Origin of the sequence: Bradyrhizobium sp., assembly GCF_027451485.1 — a bacterium.
Classification (GTDB): Bacteria; Pseudomonadota; Alphaproteobacteria; order Rhizobiales; family Xanthobacteraceae; genus Bradyrhizobium.
The window spans coordinates 52,315-70,200 of record NZ_DAIDJE010000048.1; the positions used below are offsets into that span (position 1 = coordinate 52,315).

The 17,886-nt window shown below is 61.8% G+C and carries 13 protein-coding genes and 2 tRNA genes; 6 read left to right on the top strand and 9 right to left on the bottom strand.

Going from position 1 to position 17,886, the window contains the following annotated elements:
• The first annotated feature begins 161 nt into the window (after positions 1-161).
• Both NEZ08_RS07430 and NEZ08_RS07435 read left to right on the top strand, forming a co-directional pair.
• Positions 162-509 carry a hypothetical protein gene (locus NEZ08_RS07430; protein ID WP_298105853.1) on the top strand — a complete coding sequence of 116 codons (348 nt, stop codon included), beginning with the start codon at positions 162-164 and terminating at the stop codon, positions 507-509.
• A 58-nt stretch (positions 510-567) separates the two neighbouring features.
• On the top strand, positions 568-747 hold the full coding sequence (locus NEZ08_RS07435; protein WP_298105855.1) for a CsbD family protein: 180 nt from the start codon (positions 568-570) through the stop codon (positions 745-747).
• 151 nt (positions 748-898) lie between these two features.
• On the opposite strand, the gene NEZ08_RS07440 is transcribed toward NEZ08_RS07435, so the two are convergent.
• The 6 genes from NEZ08_RS07440 to NEZ08_RS07465 all read right to left on the bottom strand — a co-directional run bounded on the left by NEZ08_RS07440 (position 899) and on the right by NEZ08_RS07465 (position 8,290).
• Positions 899-975, bottom strand: a tRNA-Val gene (locus tag NEZ08_RS07440).
• Between the two features lie 123 nt (positions 976-1,098).
• Positions 1,099-3,528, bottom strand: a complete 2,430-nt coding sequence (gene lon / locus NEZ08_RS07445) for an endopeptidase La (RefSeq protein ID WP_298105857.1) — start codon at positions 3,526-3,528, stop codon at positions 1,099-1,101.
• A 304-nt stretch (positions 3,529-3,832) separates the two neighbouring features.
• Positions 3,833-5,107 carry an ATP-dependent Clp protease ATP-binding subunit ClpX gene (gene clpX / locus NEZ08_RS07450; RefSeq protein ID WP_072824156.1) on the bottom strand — a complete coding sequence of 425 codons (1,275 nt, stop codon included), beginning with the start codon at positions 5,105-5,107 and terminating at the stop codon, positions 3,833-3,835.
• A gap of 453 nt (positions 5,108-5,560) precedes the next feature.
• Positions 5,561-6,199, bottom strand: coding sequence for an ATP-dependent Clp protease proteolytic subunit (locus NEZ08_RS07455; RefSeq protein ID WP_298105861.1), 639 nt, complete (start codon positions 6,197-6,199; stop codon positions 5,561-5,563).
• A 299-nt stretch (positions 6,200-6,498) separates the two neighbouring features.
• Complete coding sequence (tig, locus tag NEZ08_RS07460; RefSeq protein ID WP_298105863.1) at positions 6,499-7,860, bottom strand: trigger factor; 1,362 nt, start codon at positions 7,858-7,860, stop codon at positions 6,499-6,501.
• Positions 7,861-8,205: 345 nt separating this feature from the next.
• Positions 8,206-8,290 (bottom strand) — tRNA-Leu (locus NEZ08_RS07465).
• 195 nt (positions 8,291-8,485) lie between these two features.
• Between NEZ08_RS07465 and NEZ08_RS07470 the strand changes: the two genes are divergently transcribed.
• Positions 8,486-9,796, top strand: a complete 1,311-nt coding sequence (locus NEZ08_RS07470) for a multicopper oxidase family protein (RefSeq protein WP_298105865.1) — start codon at positions 8,486-8,488, stop codon at positions 9,794-9,796.
• Positions 9,797-9,876: 80 nt separating this feature from the next.
• Here NEZ08_RS07470 and NEZ08_RS07475 read toward each other — a convergent pair whose 3' ends face one another.
• The gene (locus NEZ08_RS07475) at positions 9,877-11,376 is read right to left on the bottom strand and encodes an NAD(P)H-hydrate dehydratase (RefSeq protein ID WP_298105866.1); all 1,500 of its coding nucleotides are present in this window, start codon (positions 11,374-11,376) and stop codon (positions 9,877-9,879) included.
• 350 nt (positions 11,377-11,726) lie between these two features.
• Between NEZ08_RS07475 and NEZ08_RS07480 the strand changes: the two genes are divergently transcribed.
• Positions 11,727-12,065 carry a P-II family nitrogen regulator gene (locus NEZ08_RS07480; protein ID WP_072824146.1) on the top strand — a complete coding sequence of 113 codons (339 nt, stop codon included), beginning with the start codon at positions 11,727-11,729 and terminating at the stop codon, positions 12,063-12,065.
• Positions 12,066-12,242: 177 nt separating this feature from the next.
• Positions 12,243-13,652, top strand: a complete 1,410-nt coding sequence (gene glnA, locus NEZ08_RS07485) for a type I glutamate--ammonia ligase (protein ID WP_298105871.1) — start codon at positions 12,243-12,245, stop codon at positions 13,650-13,652.
• Positions 13,653-13,736: 84 nt separating this feature from the next.
• Here glnA and NEZ08_RS07490 read toward each other — a convergent pair whose 3' ends face one another.
• On the bottom strand, positions 13,737-15,551 hold the full coding sequence (locus NEZ08_RS07490) for a chloride channel protein (protein WP_298105873.1): 1,815 nt from the start codon (positions 15,549-15,551) through the stop codon (positions 13,737-13,739).
• Positions 15,552-15,796: 245 nt separating this feature from the next.
• Between NEZ08_RS07490 and NEZ08_RS07495 the strand changes: the two genes are divergently transcribed.
• Positions 15,797-16,630 (top strand): shikimate dehydrogenase, encoded by an 834-nt coding sequence (locus NEZ08_RS07495; RefSeq protein WP_298105875.1) that lies wholly within the window; start codon positions 15,797-15,799, stop codon positions 16,628-16,630.
• A gap of 81 nt (positions 16,631-16,711) precedes the next feature.
• Here NEZ08_RS07495 and NEZ08_RS07500 read toward each other — a convergent pair whose 3' ends face one another.
• Positions 16,712-17,779: an ABC transporter substrate-binding protein gene (locus NEZ08_RS07500; RefSeq protein ID WP_298105877.1), complete on the bottom strand. Its 1,068-nt coding sequence runs from the start codon at positions 17,777-17,779 to the stop codon at positions 16,712-16,714.
• Between the last annotated feature and the right edge of the window lie 107 nt (positions 17,780-17,886).

Genomic DNA, 17,886 nt, shown 5'->3' on the forward strand with positions numbered 1-17,886 from the left:
TTGTCTGCACGAAAGCAGGTCACATCGCATTGCCGCCGCGCCGAGATCGGGCGGGGACTAGCCCTATGTCCACAACGTTACACACAATCACGAACGGGACTTTGTAGGAACGTCGCGCCGACGCACTTCTTATCCTCCGATCAGAGAGAATAGAGGACGACATGAAGATCACGACAGTAATTCTGGCAACGGCGCTCGTCGCATCGGGCAGCGTGGCTTTCGCCCAGGGCGGCGGTGGTGGCGGAGGAGGCGGCGCGGGTGGCGGCGGCGCGGGTGCTGCCGCGGGCGGTGGCGGCTCCTCGGGAGCAGCGGGCGCAGGCTCAGTCGGCGGCACAGCGTCGCCGGGGATGACTTCGCCCGGCAGCATCACGTCGGGCAACAGAGCAACCGGCGGGACCACGGGCATGGGAACGGGTAATGACCCGGCTACCCGGGCAAATCCCGGACTCAATGCAAACGGACCTTGCAACGGTGCCAAGTCGACGACGGGTAATACACCGTCTTGCTAGCGGGAACTTCTCTTAACCGCGGACGCTTATCCCACCAGCAACGAGATGGAGACACACGATGGATAAGGAACATGTAAAAGGCGCCGCTGACAAGGCAAAGGGCGCGATCAAGGATATCGCCGGGAAGGCGACGGGAGACAAGGAACTTCAATCCGAAGGCAAGATGGATAAAGCGAAAGGCGATGTGCACAAAGCCGCCGGAGACGTAAAGGACGCGGTGAAGCACGCGACCAAGTAGATTGGCTTCGCGTCATATTCCGGAAATGGGCCGCCCCCGGGCGGCTCATTTCGTTACCAAGGGTGTAAGAGGTTTAGGAAGTTCGCAGAGATCCAAGCGCGGCTGTGCTGACTTGGCCGCTGCTGGGAGTGTTCTTCAAAAACCGAAAGCATGGTGGGCGGCTACGGATTCGAACCGCAGACCCTCTCGGTGTAAACGAGATGCTCTAACCAGCTGAGCTAGCCGCCCGTAGGAGGAGTGTTTAGCCTCGCGCACCCCTTTGGCGCAAGGTCCGATCCGGCCGCCCTTTCCCGGCAGGGCGGAAAAAAACGGCGCCCGAAGGCGCCGTTTTCATTCAAGTGTCGAGGGACTTTAGTGCGCGGTCAGGCCGCCTGAGGCCTCGTCACCGGCCTCCGGGGTCACCGGCACCTTGGCGGAGTCTTCCTCCCAGACGATCGGCACGGGAGGCCGCACCAGCGCCTTGGCCACCACCTCGTCAAGCCGGGTGACCGGGATGATGTTCATCCCGCCCTTGATCGCATCGGAAATCTCCGTGAGATCCTTGGCGTTGTCTTCCGGGATCAGCACCGTCTTGATACCGCCGCGCGCGGCGGCCAAGAGCTTCTCCTTCAACCCGCCGATCGGAAGCACCCTGCCCCGCAGCGTGATTTCGCCGGTCATGGCGACATCATGCCGGACCGGAATGCCGGTCATCACCGAAATGATGGCGGTTGCCATTGCGACGCCGGCCGACGGGCCGTCCTTCGGGGTTGCCCCCTCCGGCACGTGGACGTGAATGTCCCGCTTGTCGAACAGCGGCGGCTCGATGCCAAAGCCAACCGCGCGCGAGCGGACGAAAGATGCCGCCGCCGAGATCGACTCCTTCATCACGTCGCGCAGATTGCCCGTGACGGTCATCTTGCCCTTGCCGGGCATCATGACGCCTTCGATCGTCAAGAGTTCGCCGCCGACATCTGTCCAGGCAAGTCCGGTGACAATGCCGACCTGGTCGTCGGTCTCGATCTCCCCATAGCGGAACTTCGGCACGCCAAGGAAGTCTTCGATCGTCTTCTCGGTGACCTTGACCGACTTCTTCTTGGAGATCATCAACTCCTTCACCGCCTTGCGGGCGAGTGTCGAAAGTTCACGCTCCAGGTTCCGCACGCCCGCTTCGCGGGTGTAACGGCGGATCATCAGAAGCAGCGCGTCATCGTCGATCGACCATTCCTTGGTGTCCAGACCGTGCTTGGAGAGCGCGTTCGGGATCAGGTGCTTGCGCGCGATCTCCACCTTCTCGTTCTCGGTGTAGCCGGCGATCCGGATGATCTCCATGCGGTCCATCAAGGGTCCGGGAATATTGAGCGTATTCGCGGTCGTGATGAACATCACGTTGGAGAGATCGTAATCGACCTCGAGGTAGTGGTCGTTGAAGGACGAGTTCTGCTCGGGGTCAAGAACCTCAAGCAGCGCCGACGACGGATCGCCGCGGAAATCGGCGCCCATCTTGTCGATCTCGTCCAGAAGGAACAGCGGGTTCGACGTCTTGGCCTTGCGCATCGACTGGATGATCTTGCCCGGCATCGAACCGATATAGGTCCGCCGGTGCCCGCGGATTTCGGCCTCATCCCGCACACCGCCGAGCGAGACGCGCACGAACTCGCGCCCTGTCGCCTTCGCAATCGACTTGCCGAGCGAGGTCTTGCCGACGCCGGGAGGCCCGACGAGGCACAGGATCGGCCCGGTCAGCTTGTTGGCGCGCGACTGCACCGCCAGATACTCGACGATCCGGTCCTTGACCTTCTCGAGCCCGTAGTGGTCGCTGTCGAGCACTTCCTGCGCGGCAACGAGGTCCTTCTTGACCTTGGATTTCTTGTTCCACGGGATCGACAGCAGCCAGTCGAGATAGTTGCGCACGACAGTCGCTTCCGCCGACATCGGCGACATCTGGCGCAGCTTCTTCAGCTCGTGCTGCGCCTTTTCGCGCGCTTCCTTGGAAAGCTTGGTCTTGGAGATTTTCTCTTCGAGATCGGCGAGTTCGTCCCGGCCCTCGTCGTCGCCGAGTTCCTTCTGAATCGCCTTCATCTGCTCGTTGAGATAGTACTCGCGCTGGGTCTTCTCCATCTGGCGCTTGACGCGCGAGCGGATGCGCTTCTCGACCTGGAGCACGGAGATCTCGCTCTCCATCAACCCGAGCACCTTCTCAAGCCGCGCCGTCACCGACAGCGTCTCCAGGATCGACTGCCGGTCGGCGATCTTGACGGCCAGATGCGAAGCCACGGTGTCGCCCAGCTTGGCGAAATCCGTGATCGCCTGCACCACGCCGACGACCTCTGCCGAAATCTTCTTGTTGAGCTTCACATAGCTTTCGAAATCCGACACGACCGAACGCGCCAGCGCTTCCGCTTCGACTGACGTGGCGTCGGTGTCGGCGAGCGCCACCGCGGTCGCCTCATAATATTCGGTACGCGCGGTGTATTTTTCCACACGTGCGCGTTCGAGCCCTTCCACCAGCACCTTGACGGTGCCGTCGGGTAATTTCAGGAGCTGCAACACGCTTGCAAGCGTGCCAGTCTCGTAAATCGCATCCGGCGCCGGATCATCGTCAGACGCGTTCTTCTGCGTCGCGAGCATGATCAGCGCATCGTTCTTCATCACCTCTTCAAGCGCGCGGATCGACTTCTCGCGGCCGACGAACAGCGGCACGATCATGTGCGGGAAAACGACGATGTCGCGCAGCGGCAGAACGGGATAAGCGTGGCTTTCGCCATGAACGATCGATGGCCGGGGTTTTGGGGTGGTCATGGCCTTTTCCTTTTGTTGTGCCCCCTTGCACGCCATCCGCATCATGCGCAACGGCCACAAGGTGCCGAGTCCGCCGGAAAACCGGAGCCTGATGAGGCCGCCGTTCCGGCTTTTGCCGGCGCGAATCTTCGAGGTACTTTCACGCCGCCAGTGATATTAGGTGGCTATCGGCGGGAGGGGTGTCAAGTCGCTGAAAATGCCTGTGGGACAAGGCAAAATAAGGCTTGCAACCTAGCTTGAAACGGCCGCCGAAAAGGCCCGACAGCGCCCCTGAAGAACACCGATAGCCAAGCGCCTGAAGTCTTCAGGCGCTTGCGCTGCTTTCGACCGCACGGTCGGAACGATCGGCGTAGATGTAGAGCGGGCGCGCCGTTCCTTCCACGACTTCGCGCGAGATCACCACCTCTTCCACACCTTCCAGACCCGGCAGGTCGAACATGGTCTCGAGCAGAATGCTTTCGAGGATCGATCGCAGACCACGTGCGCCGGTCTTGCGCTCGATCGCCTTGCGGGCGACCGCGCCAAGCGCCTCATCGGCGAAGGTCAGCTCGATGTTCTCCATCTCGAACAGCCGCTGATACTGCTTGACCAGAGCGTTCTTCGGATCGGTCAGGATCTTCTTCAGCGAAGCCTCATCCAGGTCCTCCAGCGTCGCCACGACCGGCAGACGGCCGACGAATTCCGGGATCAGGCCGTACTTGAGGAGATCTTCCGGCTCGACGTGACGGAAAATTTCGCCGGTGCGGCGGTCTTCCGGCGCCAGCACCTGGGCGCCGAAGCCGATCGAAGTCGAACGGCCCCGCGCGGAGATGATCTTCTCGAGCCCCGAGAAAGCGCCGCCGCAGATGAACAGGATATTGGTGGTGTCGACCTGCAAGAATTCCTGCTGCGGATGCTTGCGGCCGCCTTGCGGAGGCACCGATGCGACGGTGCCTTCCATGATCTTGAGCAAAGCCTGCTGCACGCCCTCGCCCGAGACGTCGCGGGTGATCGACGGATTGTCAGACTTGCGGCTGATCTTGTCGATTTCGTCGATATAGACGATGCCGCGCTGGGCGCGCTCGACATTGTAGTCGGCCGACTGCAGCAGCTTCAGGATGATATTCTCGACGTCTTCGCCGACATAACCGGCTTCGGTCAGCGTCGTGGCGTCCGCCATCGTGAAGGGAACGTCAAGGATACGCGCCAGCGTCTGCGCCAGCAGCGTCTTGCCCGAACCGGTCGGGCCGATCAGCAGGATGTTCGACTTCGCTAGCTCGACGTCGTTGTGCTTGGTCTGATGATTGAGCCGCTTGTAGTGATTGTGGACGGCGACCGAGAGCACCTTCTTGGCATGGCTCTGGCCGATGACATAATCGTCCAGCACCTTGCAGATTTCCTTCGGCGTCGGAATCCCGTCGCGCGACTTCACCAGCGAGGATTTGTTTTCCTCACGGATGATGTCCATGCAGAGCTCGACGCATTCGTCGCAGATGAAGACGGTTGGACCCGCGATCAGTTTGCGAACTTCGTGCTGGCTCTTGCCGCAGAACGAGCAATACAGCGTGTTCTTGGAGTCGCTGGCGCCAACCTTACTCATTCATGTCTCCGTCCGCAGTTCGATCAAGCAGGCTTGCTCTGATCCCGGCAACTGCCGGCCACGATCTTTGTTCAAGTCGTTGTAGATAGAGCAAAATCCGTACCAGAAAAGACCCTTTTTTCTTGTCTCGCCGCGGGAATCGCGGCCAACTCGAATCCCATGCAAGCATAACCCAAGCGACCTAGCCAACCATGCTCGCACCCGACTATCAAGAATTCGCTAATTGCCGAGGCTACGCTATCCGTGACAATACCGTGATTTGCGCCGCTGCGCGCCAATTACCGGTCAAAATCCGCCAGGCGTTGCGCGATTACCACGCCAAACCGGGGCGAAAGCGGAACTTTCGGCCGGACCGGGCAGAAAGGAACGCTTTCGGGACCATTTGGCGGGGCAATCCCTATTAACGCCGGTTTGGGCCAACTGGGACGATCAGCTTGGGTTGCCTCGCCCCGTTCAGCTCGCCTTGGCGACGGAAACCGGGTCATCGGGCCGCTTGTCGATCACCTTGTCGACGAGGCCGAACGCCTGGGCATCGGCGGCGGTGAGGAACTTGTCGCGTTCCAGCGCATCCTCGATCGACTTGTAGGTCTGGCCGGTATGCTTGACGTAGATCTCGTTAAGCCGCTTCTTGAGGTTCAGGATTTCCTGCGCGTGCAGCATAATGTCAGTTGCCTGGCCCTGGAAGCCACCCGAGGGCTGGTGCACCATAATGCGTGAGTTCGGCAGCGAAAAACGCATGTCCTTTTCGCCGGCGGCAAGCAATAGCGAGCCCATCGAAGCCGCCTGCCCCGTGCACAGGGTCGAGACTGGCGGGCGAATGAACTGCATAGTGTCGTAAATCGCAAGCCCCGACGTCACCACTCCGCCCGGCGAGTTGATGTACATGGAGATTTCCTTCTTCGGATTCTCCGCTTCGAGAAACAGAAGCTGGGCGACGATCAGCGTCGACATACCGTCCTCGACCGGCCCGGTGACGAAGATGATCCGCTCCTTGAGCAGGCGCGAAAAGATGTCGTAGGCCCGTTCGCCACGGTTGGTCTGCTCGACCACCATCGGCACGAGGTTCATGTAGGTTTCAACGGGATCGCGCATAAGTCACCCAGGGTTGGCAGGAACAAACATTTGCCGGCGAACGTAAGGCACTGAAACCGAGGCCGGCAGGATGAAGGTTCCGTGATGCAGGACTTCAAACAGGTTCACAGATAATCTTGGCATTTCCGGCCACAAGACCGGAATCCCCGGCCGTGTGACCGGGCCTGCAGTTGAAGCTGATTCTGGCGGATACGCCTAGCCAACGGCGCCGGCCCGGCGCCCTTTTGTGCTTCAACCTTAACGCTGAACTTACAGACGCTTAGTGGTGCGGATTCGACATTGGCTGTCAGTCCGCCCGACTAGGCCGCGCTCTTTTCCGCCTCATCCTCTTTGTAGAGTTCTTCGCGCGAAACCTTCTTTTCGGTCACCGTGGCGAGCTCGAGGATGAAGTCGACCACCTTGTCCTCATAGATGGGTGCACGAAGCTGGGCCAGCGCATTGGCGTTGTTGCGATAAAAATCCCAGACCTCCTTCTCGCGGCCCGGCATCTGGCGGGCCCGCTCGATCACGGCACGGCCGACCTCGTCGTCTGTGACGGTGATCTTGTTCTTCTCGCCGATCTCGGACAGCACAAGGCCGAGCCGGACACGGCGGTCCGCGATCTTGCGGTATTCCTCTTTGGCGGCCTCCTCGGTCGTATTTTCATCCGCGAAGGTTTTGCCGGCGGCTTCCATTTCCGATTTGATCGAGTCCCACATCAGATTGAACTCTTCGTCGACCAGCGTCGGCGGGGCCTCGAAACGATGGGCCTCGTCAAGGCGATCGAGCAGAATGCGCTTGACGCGCTGACGAGTCGCGCCGGCAAATTCGGCGGCGATCCGCTCACGAGCCGCCTGCTTCAGCTTGTCCAGGGATTCCATTCCCAGCGTCTTGGCGAATTCATCGTTGATCTCGAGTTCCTGCGGCGCCTCGATCTTGGACGCCGTGGTCTCGAATTCGGCGGCCTTGCCCGCCAGTTCCTTGTTGCCGTAATTGGCGGGGAAACTGACTTTCAACGTCCGGGTTTCGCCTGGCGCAATGCCGATCAGTTGATCCTCAAAACCGGGGATGAAGGTGTTGGAGCCGATGGTCACCGGGATATTCTCTGCGGTGCCGCCCTCGAATGCGGTACCGTCGATCGTGCCCTTGAAAGAGACGGTGACGCGGTCACCGCTGGCCGCCTTGGCTCCCTCGCCCTTGTCGGCGAAGCTGCGGTTCTGTTCGGCAATCCGCTTGACGGCATCCTCGACCTCGGCGTCGGTGACGTCGGCGACCGGCTTCTCGACCTTGAAGCTCTTGAAGTCAGCGAGCGCAATCGGCGGGACGACCTCGATCGCGACGGTATATGTCAGATCCGACTTGCCTGCGAGCAGCTCTTCGACTTCCTTCTGCTCGGTTGGCATCGTGATCTTGGGTTCCGTCGCGAGGCGGAAGCCGCGCTCGGTGAAAAGCTTGGAATTGGCGTCGCGGATGGTCTGGTCGATCGCCTCGGCCATCACCGAGCGGCCATAGATCTTCTTCAGATGGGCGACCGGCACCTTGCCGGGACGGAAGCCATTGAGCCGGACCTTGTCCTTCATCTCCACCAGGCGCTCATCGGCCTTGGCGTCGAGATCGGCCGCTGGAACACTGATCTGAAACTCGTGCTTCAATCCCTCGGCAACCGTTTCCTTTACCTGCATGGCTTCAATCTTCTTCTCAAGAAGTCCGGCACGGGCCGGACGCGTTCAATTTGAAATGGCGCATACCATCGTGGCTTGCGCCGGCGGTTTCGGTAGTCTCCAGAACCCTATGAAATCCTTGCCGTATTCCGCGGCCCGGCTGTCTCGACTTCCGAATAATCACAAGCCGCCGGCGGCCCAAAGGCGATGGGTTGTCGCTCGTAACGCAATGGCGGCAGGAGATCAACAGTTCCGCCATGGGACAGCGTCCCAAAACGGGGCCGAGCAAGCTATGGTCGCGATCGGCAACCTCCGCCACACACCCCCGTCGAATTGCAACAATTCTTGCGCAGGGGGAGCGGGAGGTGGTGCGGGCGGAGGGACTCGAACCCCCACAACTTTCGTCACTGGAACCTAAATCCAGCGCGTCTACCAATTCCGCCACGCCCGCAAGAAGAGCATATCCGCCGCCGTGCCGCGGGCAGCGGCTTATAACATGCGCTGCAAGCCGACAGCAAATGCAGGTCGCGGCCACCGCAATCCAACATTCGCACCACTTTCCAACCGGCCCCTCATGCAACCGACAGGAACTTCAATTCGCCGCACTGGCCGCAATACCATGCAAAGACTGGCCGGCATCAACGATATGTCTGATCACAAACCGAATGGCATTTTTCGACCGAACCGGCGCGAGGTCATGGCCGGTCTCGCGGCCGCCACGCTGCAAGCACCGAAGCGCGCAGTGGCGGCGGAAACACCGCTTGCACTTCGCTGCAGGGAAGCCTCGCTCGGCTTACGGGAAACAGGCGCGGCAACACAGACCTGGTCGCTCGGCGATCAGCCGCTTCATTTCAAGCGCGGCGATCGTCGAGAGGTTACACTGGTCAATGATCTCACGGTTTCGGTCGCGCTCAACTGGCGCGGCCTCGACGGCGCGGCCGCGCTTGAGCCTCTGCTGGCGCGTTCTCAACTCGCGCCGTCGGCGCGCGACACCTTCGACCTGCCGTTGCGCGACGCCGGGACTTATCTGTGCGATGCTGGCTTGCTCGGCGACGGCGCGTCGCGGCCATTCCGGGGACTGCCGCTCATTGTGCACGAGAGCGAGCCGGTCGAGGTCGATCGCGACGAGGTGCTCTTCATCGAGGGCTGGCGGCTGAAGCCGGATGGCACCGCGATCGCACCCGGCACTGATCCCGCGGGCACGCAGGGGATCTACACCGCCAACGGGCTGCCTTTGCGCGAACTTGAGTTTCGCCGCGGTGAACGCTTGAGGATTCGCTTCATCAATGCTCTCGAGCGTCGGACGATCGCGCTGAAAATGCTGTACCACCGCATCACTGTGATGGCGCTGGACGGGCAGCCGGCCGAGCCGTTTATGGCGCTCAATGGCGCCTTCACCTTGGCGCCGGGCGGCCGGGCGGACGTCTTTGTCGATGTCGCGCAAGACTCCGGCAACACGCCGATCCTCATGCATGACGGAGAAGCGGTTCACCTGATCGGCCGCATGGTCCTGTCAGAGGAGACCCCAATCCGTTCTCAGACCCTGCCGCCTCCATCCGCCCTGCCCTCGAATGGCTTGCCCGCACGGCTCGACCTCAAGGCCGCATTGCGGGTCGATCTGCCCTTTGGCGACGAACAAAAGAACTGGCTTCGGCCGGACAGTTTCACACCGACGGCACCGCCCGTCTTTCGCGCCAAGGCCGGCCGCACCGTGGTGCTCTCGCTGATCAACCGCGCGAAAGTGACAGTCGTCATTCACGTGCACGGGCATCATTTCCGGCTGCTCGACCGGCTCGACGACGGCTGGAAGCCGTTCTGGGCGGATACGATCGCAATCGATGCCGGACAGACCCTGCGCGTTGCCTTCGCGGCCGAATATGCCGGGCATTGGCTGATCGAAGCGGCAGAGACGAATTGGAGCGCACCGAAACTCCTGCGCTGGTTCAGCGTCGAGTAAACTCCATCAGTTGCGATGATCTCGGCGCAAGCGCCATGGTTTGTCGCAAGGAAACCCGCTGCGATGTTCCGGACCATGGGCTAATAATCGATGCCGAACTCGTCATAGAGATGGCGAGTCACCGCGGGCAACGTCTCCGGCAGGTCTTCCGCGATCAGTCCGGGTCCCGCCTCTTGCGCCGCCTCACCGTGCATCCAGACCCCGATCGAGGCCGCCTCGAACGCCGGCACGCCCTGCGCCAATAACCCGGCGATCATGCCCGACAGCACGTCGCCGGCACCCGCGGTCGCAAGCCACGGCGGAGCATTTGCCGCGATGGTCGCACGGCCGTCGGGAGATGCGACCGTGGTATCAGGACCTTTCAACAGCACGACCGCGCCGGCACGTTCGGCCGCCGCCCTCACCCGCTCGAGCTTGGAGCGGCCCGGATGCTTGTTGCTGATATCGCTGAACAGCCGCGGGAACTCGCCCTCGTGCGGCGTGAGGACCACCTGCGGATCGGACGAATGCCGGATCGTCTCGAACAGGCGTTCGGGCGCATCGGCGAAGCTGGTCAGCGCGTCCGCATCCAGCACCAGCGCCTTTTTCGCTGTGAGTGCCGCGAGCACGAGATCCCGGGATCGCTCACCGATGCCGGCACCCGGCCCTATGACATAGGCGTTAAGGCGCTTGTCGCCCAGCAATTCGCTGAATTCGATCACCGTGTCGACCGGGCGAACCATTACCGCCGTCAGCGCCGAGGCATTGACGGCAAGCGCATCGCGCGGCGAGGCCAGCGTGACGAGACCGGCGCCGGCCCGCAGGGCGCCGCGGGCGGAAAGCCGCGCCGCACCGGTTGCGGCAATGCCACCGGAGACGGCGACGACGTGGCCGCGGTCGTATTTGTGCCCCTCGACGGTCGGGATCGGAAACGCCTTGGCCCAGGACGAGGGAACATTCTCGAACGTTCTCGGTGCGATTTCCACCAGCACGCCGGCATCGATACCGATGTCGGCGACGCGGACGCGGCCGCAATGAACGCGTCCCGGCAGGAGAAGATGCGCCGGCTTGCGGCGAAAGAAGGTGACCGTCTCGACGGCACGCACGGCAGTTCCCATGATCGCACCCGACGTGCCGTTGATGCCGCTTGGCAGGTCAACCGCCAGGACCGGCGCGCCGTTGGCATTGATCGCCTCGATCATGTCGAACGGCTCACCCTTGACCGGGCGATCGAGACCGGCGCCGAACAGCGCATCGATGATCAGCGCCGGTCTGCCGATCGCCTGCGGATTGAACGGCAGCACCGGATATTTCCAGCCTCGTGCAGCGGAAGCTGCATCGCCCTGCAAGCTTTCCCGCTCGCACAGCAGGATGACCGAAACTTCCCGGCCGCGCGCTGCGAGTTCAGCGGCCGCCACAAAACCGTCGCCACCATTATTGCCCGGGCCGGCGATCACCAGGATCGGCCCTTCCGCGACAAGGTCCATGGCGGCCGCGGCAACCGCCTGCCCCGCGCTCAGCATCAAGGCGAAGCCCGGCGTTCCCGCGGCGATCGCGAGCCGGTCGGCCCGCGCCATCTCAGCCGTCGTCAGAACTTCCATGCCTAATCCCCTGACAGAAACGCCCGTTCCGAAGGCAGTTTTGGCGGTTTAGCCGAAAGCTTGGCCCGGATGGGCGCACACAATTTGGTCTATTTGCCTAATTTTAGTGCTGCACTATGCTGTGTCGATTCCCATCAACGGCCTTTCGGCACCTTCTAAGAGGTTGATGAAATTCAACAATCTGACACCTTAACGGCTTGGCATAGACCCTGCTTCCGAGGAAGCCATCTCCGGGTCTGTCGCCATGCAGGCAAATATCAAGCCTGTAACCGGCCACCTGATCCAAGTCATTTCGCGATCCGCGACAACAAATCTGTCCCCAAGACCCTGAAAGTGCCGGGAGGCAACCTGTGAAGAAAATCGAAGCCATCATCAAGCCGTTCAAGCTCGACGAGGTTAAGGAAGCACTCCAGGAAGTCGGACTTCAGGGCATTACCGTCACCGAGGCCAAGGGATTTGGACGCCAAAAGGGCCACGCCGAGCTCTACCGGGGCGCCGAATACATCGTCGATTTCCTGCCCAAGGTGAAGATCGAGATCGTCATATCCGACGAGCTGGTCGAACGCGCGATCGATGCGATCCGCCGCGCGGCGCAGACCGGTCGGATCGGCGACGGCAAGATTTTCGTATCCAATATCGAGGAGGCGATCCGCATCCGGACCGGCGAGTCTGGGCTCGACGCGATCTAACGCGAAAAGCTGATCCCTCCTCACCCGGCCGGCGAAATGCCGCTTTATGCGGCATTTTCCTATTTGCTCCGTATTGTCCCGCTCCGTATTGTCTTGGGCATTCCCCGATTGTATTGACCATTGAGCCGGGTGCTGCCCTGGGCGGCCCCAATCAAGCCATCACCAAAAGGGGGATTCATGAAGACCGCCAAGGACGTCCTCAAGTCGATCAAGGACAATGACGTCAAATATGTCGATCTGCGCTTTACCGATCCGCGCGGCAAATGGCAGCACGTCACCTTCGACGTCAGCATGATCGACGAAGAGATCTTTTCCGAAGGAACCATGTTCGACGGCTCGTCGATCGCCGGTTGGAAGGCGATCAATGAATCCGACATGTGCCTGATGCCGGATCCGGTCACCGCCACGATCGATCCGTTCTTCGCCGAGACCACGATGGTCATCACCTGCGACGTCCTGGAACCCACCACGGGCGAGCCCTACAACCGCGACCCCCGCGGCATCGCCAAGAAGGCGGAAGCCATGGTCAAGTCGATGGGGGTGGGCGACACCGTGTTTTTCGGTCCCGAGGCCGAGTTCTTCGTGTTCGACGACGTGCGTTTTTCGGCGCTGCCCTACAACACCGGTTTCAAGCTCGACTCCTCCGAGTTTCCCACCAACTCGGATACCGAATACGAAGGCGGCAACCTCGGTCACCGCATCCGCACCAAGGCCGGCTATTTCCCGGTGCCGCCGCAGGATTCCGTTCAGGACATGCGCTCGGAAATGCTGGGCGCCATGGCCAAGATGGGCGTCAAGGTCGAAAAGCACCACCACGAAGTGGCCTCCGCCCAGCACGAGCTCGGCATGAAGTTCGACACCATGACGCTGATGGCCGACCAGATGCAGGTCTACAAGTACTGCATCCACCAGGTCGCGCATATCTACGGCAAAACTGCCACTTTCATGCCGAAGCCGATCTATGGCGACAACGGCTCGGGCATGCACTGCCACCAGTCGATCTGGAAGGAAGGCAAACCGACCTTCGCCGGCAACAAATATGCCGACCTGTCGGAAACCTGCCTCCACTACATCGGCGGCATCATCAAGCACGCCAAGGCCATCAACGCCTTCACCAACCCCTCGACCAACTCCTACAAGCGGCTGGTGCCGGGCTATGAGGCCCCCGTGTTGCTCGCCTATTCCGCGCGCAACCGCTCCGCTTCCTGCCGTATCCCCTACACGTCGAACCCGAAGGCCAAGCGCGTCGAGGTGCGTTTCCCCGACCCGATGGCAAATCCGTATCTCGGCTTCGCCGCGATGCTGATGGCCGGCCTCGACGGCATCAAGAACAAGATCGACCCGGGTCCGGCGATGGACAAGGACCTCTACGACCTGCCGAAGGAAGAGCTGAAGGCGATTCCGACAGTGTGTGGCTCGCTTCGTGAAGCGCTGGAAAATCTCAACAAGGACCGCGCGTTCCTCAAGAACGGCGGCGTGTTCGACGATGATTTCATCGACGCCTATATTGAACTGAAGATGACCGAAGTGGAGCGTTTCGAAATGACGCCGCACCCGGTCGAGTTCGAGATGTACTACTCGCAGTAAAGAGCCGCGATACGAATTCCAAAAAAGGGACGCATCCGCGTCCCTTTTTATTTTGCGCTGGCCAACGCTTCAGCGCACCGGCGTTCAATCCTCGTAGCTGTTGATCACGGCGTCGGCGACGACGCGCTTGGTGATGATGCCGACAACGTCGTTGATGCGGGGGCGCGCGGTACCGCGAAACACGATCGCTGCGCCGGCACCATGACGTTTCAGCCGCGCGAATGCCAGGCTCAGAAGATCCTGGTCGCGGCAGATCACCAGCCGGCTCTCGACATATTTCTCGACCCTCACGTCCGGATTGGTGCGCGCCTCGAGCCACAGCCCCGAGCGCGGCGGGATCAGTCCGACGATCCGCCCTCCCCGTTCGACCACGATGGGGCGGACGTCCTCGATATCGTCGGGAACGATCGCCTCCCTCAGCGTCGTGCCGGCGCTGGCGACGATGAACCCGCGCTCCATGATGTCCTGAGCCTGTTGCACCAGATAAAGATTGATGTGCCGCTCCTTGGGAATGCGGTGGCCGCGATGGCGCAGTTTGATGGTGTAGATCGTCTCCCCGACGAGGGCGCGCCGGACGCCCGCCGCCAGCGCCACGGCCACGATCACGGGCACGATGATCGCGTAATCACGGGTCATCTCGAACACCATGACGATCGCCGTCATCACGCCGCCCGTGCCCGCGCCGACCACGGCGGCCATACCGACGATGGCGGCGGACGGCAGCGATAGCCCCGAATGCGGCAGCACCATCTCCACGGCCGCGGCAAAGGCCGCACCAAGGGTCGCGCCGAGATACAGCGACGGTGAAAAAATGCCGCCGGAGGCGCCGGAGCCAAGACTGATGGTGGTTGCAAGCATCTTCAGCACGAATAACAGCGCCAGCAGGCCGACCGCCGTCATCTTCTGATCGAAGATCTCCTGGATCACCGCATATCCGACGCCGTCGACATAAGAGTGTCCGAACAGGCGGGTGAGAACCACCATCATCAAACCAATGGCGGCCATCCCGACAATGTTCTGCACGTACTCATTTTCCGACAGCTGCGGAAAACCGTCTTCCATGAAGACCAGCAGGCGGATGAAGGCCCAGGCCGCGACGCCGCAGAGCAATCCGAGCAGCACGAAACCCAGGATCTCGCCGGCCGCGAGCGAATTCGCCAGCGAAAATTGCACATCCGGAACGGCGAAGGCCGGATCGGGGCCGATCAGGATTCGACCGATCGTCGTCGCAGCGCCGGTCGCGACCACCACGGGAAGAAAGGTGCGGTTGGACACTTCGGGCAACAGGATCTCGAGCGCAAACAGCACACCGCCGAGCGGTGTGTTGAAGGTGGCGGCGATGCCGGCGCCCGCGCCTGCCGAAATAAGCGTGATCCTCTGCCGCGTCGACAATCCGATCAGTTTGGAGAAGGCGGACGCAAGCGCCGCGCCGATCTGGATGATTGGTCCCTCACGCCCGACCGCAGCTCCGCTGCCGATCGAGAGTGCCGAAGCGAGCGCCTTGACGACGGCGACCTTGCCGCGGATCGTGCCGCGCTTGTAAAAGATCGCGTCCATCACTTCGGGCACGCCGTGACCTTTGGCTTCCGGCGCAAAGGTCCTGACCAGATACACGACGATGAGGCCGCCGACGATCGGTGAGAAAAACACGAGATCGCCGAAGTAGCTCGGCCCCTCGCTCACATTTGCGTTGAAAACAGCGCTCAGTCTCGCGTTGTAGAACAGGTTGTGGACCAGGGCGATCAGGGCGCGAAACCCGACCGCGCCAAAACCCGTCATGATCCCGGTCGCGAGCGCAAGGCCGCAGAGCGTCAGCAGGCTGACTCGCCGCTCCTCGGCCGCAGGTTTGGCCGCAGAACCGATGAGCGCCCGCTCCTCGTTGGAAGACCCAGTAAGCATCAAGAACCGACCCCGTTGGAAAACCCGGCAGGATATGAATGCACCAATTCTTCAGTGAGGGAAGCGTTTCTAAGCTGAAATGGTACAGGAGACGACCGGCGACGAGCTTCTGGGCCTGGCGCGCGGGTCAAAGCGCAAACCATCCATGCACCCGATGGACATCCTCGACAACCTCGGCAATGATTGCCGTCAATTCGAGGTCTGAAAGCCGGCACGCGAGGGTCGCAAGACGCGACGGGCAACAGATGATCGACGGAAAGACAAAACTCATCGCCCACATCGGCTATCCCACCGAAACCTTCAAGGCGCCGATGATCTGTAACCCCTACTTCGCGGCGAAAGGGATCAATGCCGCGGTCATCCCGATGGGCTGCAAGGCCGGTGATTACGACTCGTTCCTCGAACTCGTTCTCCGGCTGAGCAACGTGCACGGCGCGTTGATCACCATGCCGCACAAGGTCAGGACGCTTGCGCTGGTCGACGAAGCCTCCGCATCGGCCAGGATCGCGGGGGCCTGCAATGCGGTCAAGGTCGACCAGCGCGGCCTGACGATCGGCGATATGTTCGACGGAGAAGGTTTTGTGCGCGGCCTCCTGAGGCACGGGCGCCGGGCTGCCGGCGCAAATGTGCTGGTCGCCGGCTGCGGCGGGGTCGGCTCGGCCATCGCCGCCGCGCTGGCAAGCGCCGGTGCGTTGCGGATCAGCCTGCACGACACGCTCGCGCCGGCGATGAGCGCCCTCGCCGGGCGCCTCAAGGCGCACTATCCGAAGCTCGAAGTGAGCACGGGGTCTTCCGATCCTGCCGGTTACGACATTGTCGTCAATGCCACGCCGCTCGGCATGAACAACGACGATCCGCTTCCCCTCGATGTCGATCGCATCGCACCTTCCACCTTCGTCGGCGAGGTCGTGATGAAGACGGAAATTACGCCCTTCCTGGCCGCGGCGCGCGCCAAAGGCTGCGGTTATCAGGTCGGCACCGACATGCTGTTCGAGCAGATCCCGGCCTATCTCGAATTCCTCGGCTTCGGCACAGCCGGCGTGGATGACCTGCGCCGCCTCGCGCAAATTCACTACTGACGCAGCGGAAAAAGACGCTGGCATCTCGGGGCGCAGGCGCCTTTGCGGCCTCGCCGTCAACCGCGAGAGCCGGCAGCGGTCCTAAACCCTGAACACCTTGGCATAGCGCGCCTTCAGCTCTTCGCTCTCCGCCTGCACCTGAGCCGGATCGGACTTGAGCATCTTGATTTCCGACATCGGCTTCTGCCCAGGCCTCGCCTTCACCTCGGCATGGAAGGAGCGATGGGCGAATTCATCGACCAGCATCTGCTGGGCTTCGCGGCTGAAGAAGAAGCTCTGGAACAGCCGCGCCGCGTTCGGATTGGGCGCAGCCTTGAAGACGCCGCTCGGAACGATGATCAGCGGCGAGCCCTCGAGCGGATACACTACCTCCACCGGCTTGCCCTGGCTCTTGAACACCACCAGGTTGTAGTCGTTGCCGTCGGCCATCACCGCACGTTCGCCGAGCATGATCTTCTTCGGCGGATCGCCGGCCGATTGCACCTGCATCACCTTCTGCTTCGCGAGCTTCTCCAGATACGGCCAGCCGAGGGTGTGCGACAGCACGAACGTTGTCGTCAGGATGGCGCCGCTGTAGCTCGGATGCCCCTTGACCAGCTTGCCCTCCCATTTCGGATCGAGCAGGTCGGCATAGCTCTTCGGCGCATCCTCCGGCTTGACGAGGTTGGTGTTGTAGCCAATCGCCTCGAACCATGCGCAGGACGTCGCCCACAGGCCCTCAGAGTTATATTGGTCGACGGGGTAATGCTTCACCACGTCTTCCGGCAGGTATGGCGCCAGCCAGCCGTTCTTCCGCCAGTCGAGATAGTGCGAGACGTCGGTCGAGTTGGCGACATCCACCGCATGGATGCCGCTGTCGTTTTCCTGCGCGATGCGCTGGTAGATCCGCTCGGCGCCGGAGCGCTCGACGCGGACAGAGATGCCGGGATATTTGGCCTCGAACAGCTTGCCGAGCCGCTCGGCAACATCGAGCTGGATAGCCGCATAATAGGAGACCTTGCCCTCCATGCGCGCGGCCTCGATCAACTCCGGCGTGACGGCGGAAGGCGCGGGGGCGGCGGCTTTCAGCGGCTCGGCGAACAGCATCCCCGCCACCGACCCTGCGGAGGCGCCCAGCACCTCGCGACGCGACCATTTCCGCTTGCCCATCCGTCTCGCTCCCCGCGGCGAACCGCTATTGTTGTTGATTACCGGGGCATGTTAGCGAACATTGGCTGCCGCGACACTCATCAATTCGTGGCGGGCAGCCACGCTTT